The organism is Clostridium sp. (genome assembly GCF_032576335.1).
GTDB lineage: Bacteria > Bacillota > Clostridia > Oscillospirales > Acutalibacteraceae > Faecalispora.
The window spans coordinates 38,689-49,515 of sequence record NZ_JAWFXC010000017.1; the positions used below are offsets into that span (position 1 = coordinate 38,689).

The following is a 10,827-nucleotide window of genomic DNA, read 5'->3' on the forward strand; positions in this document are numbered from 1 at the left end:
TATATGGAGATATTTGGCGACTTCATAATTCCATAAGGAAAAAATCATAAATTAAATCTATGTTTTTTATTAAATTTTTACAATTGACCAACCGATATACATACCAGAGGATACGGATAGAATTGGCAGCTATCTGTATAGCGCTTTTGAATAGAGCGTCAGTAAGTGCGTTTCTGTTTAAAAGTGAATGAAAGTTTGAAAGGGAACAAGAAATGAAAAGAGAAAATCAAACGGAAACCAAAAGCACGGCAAAGATAGGGTTTCAGAGCTTGGGAGCTCGAATGATGGCCTTTATTGGCGTACCAGTACTACTTTCTTATGCAATTATAGGGGCAATTTTGCTAAGCTTAGTGGGCTCCTCAGTAAGTCGCTTAACGGAAAACGAGCTTCAGGCAAAATCGGAAAGTGCATCGTACCAAGTAGAACAGTTTTTAATGCAGTATTCGCAAATTTCAAGCAGACTTTCCCAAAATGCAGATTTACAGCAAATGATGACAGAATCAAGCAAAACCCATTACATGAGTGATGATGCAAAGTTTGCAAACTTGTACCAGACGATGCAGAACATGCGTGGTAGCGATAAAAACATACTTTCTATTTTTATTGCAGATTTGGATGCAGAACAAAGCATTAACACAAATGGTGGTAATAACAAGAACTACAAAACTGCCGAACGCCCATGGTTTATTCAAATGCAGGAGAAGAATGGCGTTACCTTAACGGAACCTTATGAGGATATTAATACAAAACAGCAGGTTGTAACCATTGCTTCGCCGGTTTATAAAAAAGGAACATCGCAAATCATTGGTGCGGTTGGGCTTGACCTAACATTAACCAATTTGAGTGAGGCAGTACGTAATTTTAAAATCGGTAAAGAGGGATATTATATTTTGGTATCTGCCGATGGTAATATCGTCTCTCACCCGAAAGATGATTACCTGAACCAGAATATTTCAAAGACCGAATTAACAGATTCGATTATAAAGAATTTTCAAAACAAGACGGTGGGATCAGTACAGTACACCTCTCACGGAATAGAAAGCCATGGCTATACCTGTGCAGTAGGGGATACCGGCTGGATGGTCGCCACTGGGCTACCAAACCAAGAGTATTATCAGGAGTTTAACGCAGTTCGCTGGGTACTTATAATCAGCTTTGGCATTGCATTAGGCGCCATTTTAATTTTGTTAATCCTTATTTCCAGAAGGCTGATTGCCCCCTTGCGTAAGCTGACGGTTACCGCTAACCAGATAGCCGATGGGAATTTGGATGTTGAAATCGTTGTAAAAAGCCAGGATGAGATTGGGCGTTTGGGAGATGCGTTCAGCCGAACGGTGTCTCAGCTTTCCAATTACAGAGGTTATATTCAAGAGATTGCCAGCACGCTGGAAACAATGGCTGACGGAGATATGAGGATTCATTTACAGCAGGAGTATGCAGGGGAGTTTGCACCGGTTAAAAAAGCCTTGCTCGATATTTCCTCCTCACTCGGTTCGACCCTTTCTTCCATAGATGAAATTGCAGCACAGGTAAATTCTGGTGCAGAGCAGGTTTCGAGCGCGGCACAGGCTTTGGCAGCCGGTGCAACACAGCAGGCAGCATCCATTGAAGAGCTTTCCTCCATGATTGCCCGTATTGATGATTCAGCGAGAGAGAATGCCAAGAATGCAGAGAATACGGTGGTTGTGTATGAGCAGTCGAACCAGAAGTTCCAGTCCATCAGCAAAAGTGTGGCAATGCTAGAAGGCCATATGCGCGACATCAGCGATTCCTCTGCAACCATTATGGGAATCACTCGTGCCATTGAAGACATTGCATTCCAGACCAATATTCTGGCACTGAATGCCGCTATTGAAGCGGCGAGAGCCGGTGCGGCGGGTAAGGGCTTTGCCGTAGTAGCCGATGAGGTTCGTAACTTGGCGGCAAAATCTGCGGAAGCAGTAAAACGTACCGCAGAGCTGCTCGCAAAATCGAACCATACGGTAGAGTTGGGTGTTTCAGCTGTGGAGGAAGTCTCCGGCTCCATTCAAACCGTTATTGAGTTGGGGACACAAACGAATCTAGCGGTGGTTGGCATGGGCAAATCTGCGCAGGAGCAGGCCGAGGCCGTAAACCAGATTCCAGAGGCTGATGTAGACCCGTTCGCAGACTTTAATTTCTAATATTTACAAAGTCATAAGTTTAAAAACATGATATAAAAACCGCCCTGCTTCTTTATTAAGAGAGCAGGGCGGCTTTTTAATATTTGATAAGTAAAACAAAAAATCAAAATAAAAATCCCCTGCCATAGGCAGGGGATAAGTGGGGTATAACCTTTTTATTTTGGTTCGGCAAGAACCTCCAGAAAACGGTTCGAAAGCACATCGTATTCGTGGTGCTTTAAAATATAGTCTTGCCCGCGTTTGCCCATAACCTCTAGTTCTGCTTTGGGAGTAGAGGCAAGAATCTGTGCGGCGCGCGCAATCTCGGCTGGGTCTTCCGGCGGAATGGAAATGCCGCATCTTGCGTCGGCAACCATGTCGTTACCCGCTTCAATTGCAAAGATGACTGGTTTTGCCGCCATCATGTAGTCCATCAGCTTATTGGGGCTTACACCAAAACGGAACAGCGGCTGACGCTGCAAGCCAACATACAGAGCATCCATCTGCTCCAGTAAACCGGGAACCTCATCGCGCTTCACGGCGGGCAAAGCTTCTACCACGTCGCTTAGCTCCAGATCCTTAATTTTTTGAATCAGGCGATCACGTTCCGGCCCTTGGCCAACCAGCAGCAGCTTTATTTTTTTATCGCGCAGCAGCTCTCCGGCTTCCAAGTAGCTGTCGAGTGCGTTGGCTACGCCATGTGCTCCGGTATAGCCAATCAAAAAATAACCTTCCTCGTGGTAACGGGTCAGCTTTTCTGCATACACGTGCGTACCGGTTTCAGCGTTTTCCCAATCCTCTTTTACAATTCCGTTGGGAATGCACACAAATTTATCCGGCCGCATGCCGTGCTCAATCATGTGCTCCTGCGCATTCGGCAAAATAGAAACGATGGTATCGCAATGCTTATAGCAGTAATTCTCCGCCGCCTGCATCAGCATAATGTACGGGTGATATTTGGGAATTCCTCCCAGCTCCATTGGGCTGAGCGGCCATAGGTCGTGCACCTCGTAAATCAGCTTTGCGCCATGCTTGTTTGCCATTTTACGCAACGGGTAAATCTCAAGCGGGTAGGTGGAAGAGGCAATAATCGCATCTGGCATACCGGTTTGAGTAATCTCGCTCTCAAAGGTAGAAAGCCCACGGAAAAAAGAGAGCATGTTTTTTATGCGCCCCATTCCGTTACCGTGGTATTCCGGCCCGGTAATCCAAAAATAACGAATGCCGTCGATCATTTCTACCCAGTAGGGTCTACCCTCCGGGTCGGGATTATCGCCGCGCAGGTGGGAATAGGAGGAGGCCACAATTGTGACCTGGTGCCCCTGCCGTACCCAGCGTTTTGTCATGAAATACGGTCGGTATTCCATGCTTTTGCCGGTTCCGGCGTAGTGATTGGACAAAATGATGTTCATGCCGCAGCCTCCTTAGTTGTTTTGTGTGAGAAGTGCCGCCGCAATTTTCTCGCTGGCTGCGCCGTCTCCAAACGGCATCAGTCCGCGTGCTGCGGGGTCTGGAATGGTGTGTAGTGCTTTCTCAAGAATATCCTCGGTTTCAAGCTTTGCAAGAATGTTCCAGTTGCCAACCAGCGTTTCCACCCATTCGGTCTCCTGACGCAAAGTAACGCAGGGAACCTCCATAAACCATGCTTCTTTCTGCAAGCCGCCGGAATCCGTCATTACCTGCTTTGCTCCGCTGGTTAGAAGGAGCATTTCGAGATAACCGACTGGGTCAATTAGGCGGATGTTGCGAAAGCCTTCTTTCGAGATGGCTTCTTCCGCTAACGAACGGGTACGGGGGTGAATCGGTAGAACCACAGGCTCAGGAAGCTGCTCAAATGCACGGAAGATACGAACCAGAGTCGGCAGGCCGCCATCTGTTGTTTCTGCTCTATGAAGCGTGGCCAAACGATACCCCTTGGGAGTAATGCCAAGCTTTTCATAGATTGCCGATTTCTCCGGGTTAACTTTTGCTAGCTTCAGAAAATGCAGAACTGAATCGAGCATAACGTCTCCCGTAATGGAAACGCCTGCAGTGACTCCCTCAATTTTGAGATTGTCTGCCGCTGTTTGAGTAGGGCAGAACAGCCAAGTGGAGATATGATCGGTGAGTACACGGTTCTGCTCCTCCGGCATGCGGCGGTTATAGGAGCGCAAACCAGCTTCTACATGCGCTACGGGAATGTGCAGCTTGGAAGCCGCCAAAGCTCCGGCCAGTGTGGAGTTGGTGTCGCCATAAACAAGAAGAACATCCGGTTTTTCTTCCAGAAGAACTTCTTCAATATGCATCAGCATTTCACCGGTTTGTTTGCCGTGTGAGCCAGAGCCAACTCCCAAATTGTATTTGGGACGAGGAATAGAAAGCTCTTCAAAAAATACGTCAGACATATTGTGGTCGTAGTGCTGCCCGGTGTGCACAATAATTTCTTCACATGCGGGTGCCAGCGCGGCAGACACCACAGAAGCCTTAATGAACTGCGGTCTTGCGCCAACAATCGTTACGATCTTCACTGGGCGGCCTCCTCTGAACGGTAGCGCACGTCGCTGTCGCTCATATCGAGAGTAGAGAATTCCAAATCATCAAACCCAACAGCCTGTCCCGTTTTTTGGGATTTATAAGCCGCTAAAATAATCTTGAGAGCCTTAATGCCCTCGGTTCCGCTAACAAGCGGCTGTGTGTTGTTGTTAATTGCTTCTATATAATTGGCGTACAGCGCATTGTGGCCATGGCCATATACATCGGTGGGGTCTGTTCCTGCCATGGCAGATACCGCTTCGTCCTGTGCGGCGGGAGCAGAGAAATTCCAGGTTTCTACACGGTTTACCGCAAGGCCGCCAATAACAACCGCACCGGTTTCACCGAAGATGGAAAGGGTTTCTTCCAGATTCTTGGGGTACACGCAAGCGGTGCCCTCAACCAACCCAATTGCACCGTTTTTAAAGCGAATAATGATGGCGCCAAAGTCCTCCGCGTGAATGTCGCGCAGGTAGTTGCCGGTCATTGCCATAATCGTTTCCGGCTCACCACCAAGGTTCCATTGCAGCAGGTCAATGTTATGAATGCACTGGTTCATCAGTGTGCCGCCGTCCTGTTCCCAAGTACCGCGCCACGGAGCCTGCTCGTAATAAGGCATGGAGCGGTTCCACAAAATGCGGGCAGTACCGTTTACCAGCTTCCCGAAGCGGTTTGCCTCTACCGCATGGTGAAGCTCTTGAACCGGAGCGTTAAAGCGATTCTGGTGGCAAACAGCTAGCTTCAGGCCACGGGAGTTGGCTTCTTGAATCATGAGCTGTGCGTCGTGAGTAGAAAGTGCCATCGGCTTTTCTACCAAAACGTGCTTGCCGCGGCGCAGGCAGTCCAGCGCAATTTCAGCATGGTAGCCGCTTTCGGTGGCAATGGAGCAGCAGTCAATTTCTTGCTCTTCGAGTGCCTTTTTATAATCGGTGTAAACGGCAGGGCGCTTACTGGTTTTTTCTTGCAGGCTGTCTGCCTTTTGTTCTGCCCGTTCCTGAATGAGGTCACATACGGCTACAAGTTCCATAAGTCCATCGTTTTCCGCTGCTGCATCAATGTGGTTTTTCGAGATTCTTCCGCAGCCAATCAGCAGGAAATTCAGTTTTTTCATAACGTTCCCATCCTTCATTTTACATCCAATATTTTAGTTTCTTACGCAGCAAAGAGCGCTGGCCCCGCCGGCGCTCCTTGCCTTGTTTTTTTACAGAAAACAGCCAAGCCGTGAGCGGGCTTATTTTCACCATTTTAACAGGGGAAATGCTGTTTAAATTACAGGAACCATATTACAGAAGCTCAATGTTGCTTCTGTTTTCTACGCCCTTCATTGCGTTTCTGGTATCGAAAATCGCTTTGGAGAGAGACTGAATCCGGTTGTAATCAAAGCACTCGTGAGCGGTGCAAACGATAACAATATCGGCATTTTTCAGCTCGTCGTCTGTCAGCTCGGTAAGACCTTTGTGAGTCTTGCCCTTGTGCTTATATTCCGAAATATAGGGGTCAAAGAAAACTGCGTCTGCACCCTGCTCCAGCAAATGGTCAATCACATTCAGAGCGGGGGACTCACGGTAGTCGTCAATATCGTTCTTATAGGCAACGCCCAATATCAGAACACGTGCACCGTTCATTGCGGTTTTATTCCGGTTTAGAACCTTCATCGCACGGTCTACTACGTATTCGGGCATAGCGGTATTGATTTCGCCAGAGGTTTCAATCAAGCGGGTGTGGTAATCAAACTCGCGAGCTTTCCAAGTGAGGTAGAAGGGGTCAAGCGGAATGCAGTGACCACCAAGGCCCGGGCCGGGATAAAACGCCTGGAAGCCATAGGGCTTTGTTTTCGCAGCGTCGATTACATCCCACACATTAATGCCCATGCGATTGCAAATAATCGCCATTTCATTGGCAAGGCCAATGTTGATGTTGCGGTAGGTGTTTTCAAGCAGCTTCTCCATTTCTGCAACAGCAGGGGAGTCAACCTCATAAACACCGCCCTCAAGAACGTTGCGGTACAAAGCAGCGGCAACCTCGGTGCTGTCTTTGCCTACGCCGCCCACAACCTTGGGGGTGTTTTTGGTTTTGTACTGCTTGTTACCGGGGTCAACACGCTCGGGAGAAAACGCAAGGAAGAAGTCTTCTCCGCACACGAGGCCGCTTTCCTCCAAAATGGGCTTTAACAGCTCTTCTGTTGTGCCGGGGTATGTGGTGGATTCCAGAACAATCAGCATACCGGCATGCAGGTATTTTGAAACGGATTCTGTGGAGCCCTTCACATAGCTGATGTCGGGCTGCTGGTATTGATCAAGCGGAGTGGGTACGCAAATGGCAACGCAGTCTACGTTGCTAATAAAGGAGAAATCGCTGGTGGCGGAAAGCTTGCCGCTTTTTACCACATCCTCCAAAGCGCTGTCTACCACGTCGCCAATATAGTTATGCGCGCGGTTAACCTGCTCCACCTTCTGCTCCTGAACGTCGAAGCCGATGGTTTTGTAGCCGGCCTTGGCGATTTCCACAGCGAGGGGCAGGCCGACATAGCCTAACCCAATAATACCTACTGTGGCGGTTTTACTTTCTATTTTGGAAAGAAGCTCCGTCTTGCGATTTGACATAGTTTGTTACCTACCTTTTTGTTTGCATTTCTTTCACTTTTATACTTCAGGCGGAACACTCCGCCGTTGCGTGTAAATAAATTATTCTGCCAGTGCGTTGAGCGCTTCAGCTACATAGGTGACAATTTCTGGGGTGATATAGCCGTGCATGGGCAGGCTGAAAACGCGCTTGCTCAGGCTTTCACTCACCGGGAAATCGCCCTCTTTGTTGCCGTACTCTTCATAAACCTTTTGCAGGTGCAGAGCCTTGGGGTAATAAACCATAGTAGGAATTCCCTTTTCTGCAAGGCCTTTCATCAGGCGGTCACGCTCTTCCGTGGTTTTTGCCTTGATGGTATATTGTGCCCAGCTCGACACATAGTTTTCCGGAACGACCGGAACATCGAATTTATCTTTGAGAAGAGAGGTGTACAGCTTTGCTGCTTTGTTTCTGGTTTCGTTTTCTGTATCGAAAGCGCGAAGCTTCGGCAGAAGAATGGCAGCCTGCAAAGTATCGAGGCGGGCATTCAGGCCGACACGAACGTTATCGTACTTAAAGCTTCCCTTACCGTGTACACGAATGGAAACCAGCAGGTCGTACATTTCTTTATCATCGGTAAAGATAGCACCGCCATCCCCGTAGCAGCCCAAAGGCTTTGCCGGGAAGAAGCTGGTAGCAGAAACATCACCAAATGCGCATGCCTTGCGGCCATTGTAAATACCACCAAAGCCCTGCGCGGCGTCTTCCATCATCCAAAGACCGAATTCCTTGCAAATGGCTTCAATTTCATTATAATCAGCAGTTTGGCCAAAAAGGTCAACCGGAATAACAACCTTGGGGTTGAGCTTTCCTTCTGCTTTTACGCGCTCAATTTGCTGGCGCAGAGAAGCGGGGTCAAGGTTAAAGGTATCTTCTTTTACATCGCAGAAGATGGGGGTTGCACCCATCAGGCTGGCTACCTCGGCGGTTGCCACAAAGGTGAAGGCAGGTACGAAAATAGCGTCGCCTGCGCCTACGCCCCAAGCCATCAACGGCATTTGCAGTGCGTCGGTTCCGTTTGAAACGCTAACGCAGTACTTGCGCCCAACGTATTTGCAAAGCTCTTGCTCCAATTCTTCTACCTGAGGGCCGGAGATAAAGTGGCATTCTTCCAAAACCTTTGCAATTCCCGCGTCAATTTCCTGTTTTAGGCTGCGGTACTGGGCCGACAAGTCGTTGAATTCAATTTTCTGCATGTGATTGTTCCTCCTTCAGGCCTTCCGGCGTTTGTGTGTACTGCCTGCCGCATTTGGGGCAGTGCAGAGCTTCCTCCAGCGTTTCGCCACATTCGCATGCCCAGCCGCGCTGCCGAGCGGGGCTGCCCATCATAATAGCGTGCGCAGGAACGTCTTTTGTAACCACGCTGCCTGCGGCAATAAACGCGTGTGCGCCAATACTGTGCCCGCACACAATCGTTGCATTAGCGCCGATGCTGGCGCCTTCGCCTACCGGTGTGCGAACGTAAAACTCAGTACCGCGCTGCGGGTATTTGCAGCGTGGGCGCGGTACGTTTGTAAATACCATAGAGGGGCCGCAGAAAACATAATCGCCAAGCTCTACGCCCTCATAAATAGAAACATTATTTTGAATTTTGCAGTGATCGCCTACGGTTACACCAGGGGCAATGAATACGTTTTGCCCTAATGTGCAGCCCTTGCCAATTTGGCAACCGGAGGAAATATGGCTAAAGTGCCAAATCTTACTTCCTTCTCCAACAAGACAGCCGTCATCTGCGAAAGCACTTTCATGTACATAAAAATTTTTCTCGCTCACTGTGAGTAACCGCCATTCTTCGGCAGCAAAATAGAAATAGCCGGGTAGTTCGCACGCAGCTGCCGAATTTTGCGCACGGTTTCCGATTTTCTCTTTTTCTCTGTTTTCGGCATTCTTTCGGTTTATTCTCAACCTTAATACAAACCGAAAGAACGGGCAAAAGGAACAACCTGCTGTGAGCTCTAAACTGTGGGGGGCTCTCAAACCCAAGCTCATCAGGCATCCATACGCTCTTTTTCTAATACCGTCAAGTTATTATATCGCTATTATTTACCAGAGTCAATCGTTTCAATCTGCAATACCGTGGATTCATATTGACAAGAATTTCCGTTCGTATTATCATAAACAATAACTTTCGTCTAGTAAATTGTAGAAAACCGGATATTTTGCGTATTCATTCCTGCTCGGCCGATCCGGTGAGTGCCTAAGCAGGGGAAAGGAACAGTTATGAGCGAGTTTGTTAGCCGCGATACATTTATTCCCTATAATGTCCCAGACATTACAGAGGCAGAGATTGATGAAGTGGTTGCCACGCTGAAATCCGGCTGGCTTGCCAAAGGCCCTCGTACCATGCAGTTTGAAAAACAGTTTGCGGAGTATTTGGGTGCAAAATACGCTGTTGCAATGAACTCCTGTACAGCGGCTCTTCATATGGCACTGGCGGCACAGGGAATCGGCCCGGGGGATGAAGTAATCACCACACCGATGACCTATGTGGCTACTGCAAATACAATTGTTCACTTGGGGGCTACCCCCGTTTTAGCAGATATTGATTACCACACTACCTGTATTGACCCCGATGAGATTGAAAAGAAGATTACTTCGAAAACGAAGGCAATTGTTCCTGTGCATTACAGCGGGCAGGTGTGCGACCTTGACCGTATTTACGATATTGCAGAGAAACACAATCTATTTGTTTCAGAAGATGCTGCTCATGCTCTTTGGAGCCGTTATAAAGGCAGACTGATTGGCAACTCGCTGAAAGGCGCCGCTTGTTACAGTTTTTATGCAACAAAGAACTTGTGCACGGGTGACGGCGGCATGCTGGTAACCGATGATGAGGAAACAGCGGTAAAAGCACGCATGTTCTCAAACAGCGGTATGAGCCAGAATGCTTGGAACCGATATGCCAAAGGCGGCACTTGGAAATATGATATTGCTGAGTTTGGCTACAAAAATAATATGTTTGATATGCAGGCCGCTTTGGGTCTGGTACAGCTGCGCCGTCTGGAAGAAATGCAGGAGGCTCGCCTAAAGATTGCCGCTCGTTACCAAGAAGCGTTCGGCGCAATGGATGCGATTGAGGAGCCGTTTGTTCCGGAGTACACCACGCACTGTTGGCACTTGTATGTGCTTCGCATTGTGCCGGAGGTGCTCACCATTGATCGTGACCAGTTTATTACCGAGCTGAATGCACGCAATATAGGCACCAGTGTTCACTTTATTCCGGTGCATAATATGTCTGCTTATACCAAGCGCTACGGTTATAAGCCCGAAGACTTCCCGAATACGCAGAAGCATTTTGAGCGCTGCTTATCTTTGCCGCTCTACCCCGGCCTGACCGATGAGCAGGTACAGTATATTATTGATGCGGTTGCGGATATTGCTGCTAAGTACCATAAATAAGTAAAATGCGATTGAAAAACCGCCTGTTTATGTTTTATAAACAGGCGGTTTTTGGTTTGTTCAAACAACCACCGGCTGTGCCGGTGGAGCGAAAAAAGCTTTAGCGTTGAAAAGGACAAAAAAACTCCCTTTGTTGTAGAATAAGCATGCGGTC

8 protein-coding genes are annotated in these 10,827 nt (G+C 48.2%); 2 read left to right on the plus strand and 6 right to left on the minus strand.

Going from position 1 to position 10,827, the window contains the following annotated elements; all coding sequences use genetic code 11:
• Positions 1-212: 212 nt before the first annotated feature.
• Positions 213-2,162 (plus strand): methyl-accepting chemotaxis protein, encoded by a 1,950-nt coding sequence (locus E7L17_RS13710; RefSeq protein WP_316323698.1) that lies wholly within the window; start codon positions 213-215, stop codon positions 2,160-2,162.
• A 155-nt stretch (positions 2,163-2,317) separates the two neighbouring features.
• On the opposite strand, the gene E7L17_RS13715 is transcribed toward E7L17_RS13710, so the two are convergent.
• The 6 genes from E7L17_RS13715 to E7L17_RS13740 form a co-directional block, all read right to left on the minus strand.
• The gene (locus E7L17_RS13715; protein WP_316323699.1) at positions 2,318-3,553 is read right to left on the minus strand and encodes a glycosyltransferase family 4 protein; all 1,236 of its coding nucleotides are present in this window, start codon (positions 3,551-3,553) and stop codon (positions 2,318-2,320) included.
• 12 nt (positions 3,554-3,565) lie between these two features.
• The gene (gene wecB, locus E7L17_RS13720) at positions 3,566-4,648 is read right to left on the minus strand and encodes a non-hydrolyzing UDP-N-acetylglucosamine 2-epimerase (protein ID WP_316323700.1); all 1,083 of its coding nucleotides are present in this window, start codon (positions 4,646-4,648) and stop codon (positions 3,566-3,568) included.
• The gene (locus E7L17_RS13725; RefSeq protein ID WP_316323701.1) at positions 4,645-5,763 is read right to left on the minus strand and encodes a Gfo/Idh/MocA family oxidoreductase; all 1,119 of its coding nucleotides are present in this window, start codon (positions 5,761-5,763) and stop codon (positions 4,645-4,647) included. The genes wecB and E7L17_RS13725 overlap by 4 nt, the downstream gene beginning before the upstream one ends.
• A 172-nt stretch (positions 5,764-5,935) precedes the next feature.
• On the minus strand, positions 5,936-7,255 hold the full coding sequence (locus tag E7L17_RS13730) for a nucleotide sugar dehydrogenase (protein ID WP_316323702.1): 1,320 nt from the start codon (positions 7,253-7,255) through the stop codon (positions 5,936-5,938).
• 81 nt (positions 7,256-7,336) lie between these two features.
• The gene (locus E7L17_RS13735) at positions 7,337-8,470 is read right to left on the minus strand and encodes a DegT/DnrJ/EryC1/StrS family aminotransferase (protein ID WP_316323703.1); all 1,134 of its coding nucleotides are present in this window, start codon (positions 8,468-8,470) and stop codon (positions 7,337-7,339) included.
• On the minus strand, positions 8,457-9,047 hold the full coding sequence (locus tag E7L17_RS13740) for an acyltransferase (RefSeq protein ID WP_316323704.1): 591 nt from the start codon (positions 9,045-9,047) through the stop codon (positions 8,457-8,459). Before E7L17_RS13740 ends, E7L17_RS13735 begins: the two co-directional genes overlap by 14 nt.
• A gap of 447 nt (positions 9,048-9,494) precedes the next feature.
• Here E7L17_RS13740 and E7L17_RS13745 point away from each other — a divergent pair, with 447 nt between their 5' ends.
• Entirely contained in the window at positions 9,495-10,673 is a 1,179-nt protein-coding gene (locus E7L17_RS13745; RefSeq protein ID WP_316323705.1) for a DegT/DnrJ/EryC1/StrS family aminotransferase, read from the plus strand.
• Positions 10,674-10,827 lie beyond the last annotated feature (154 nt).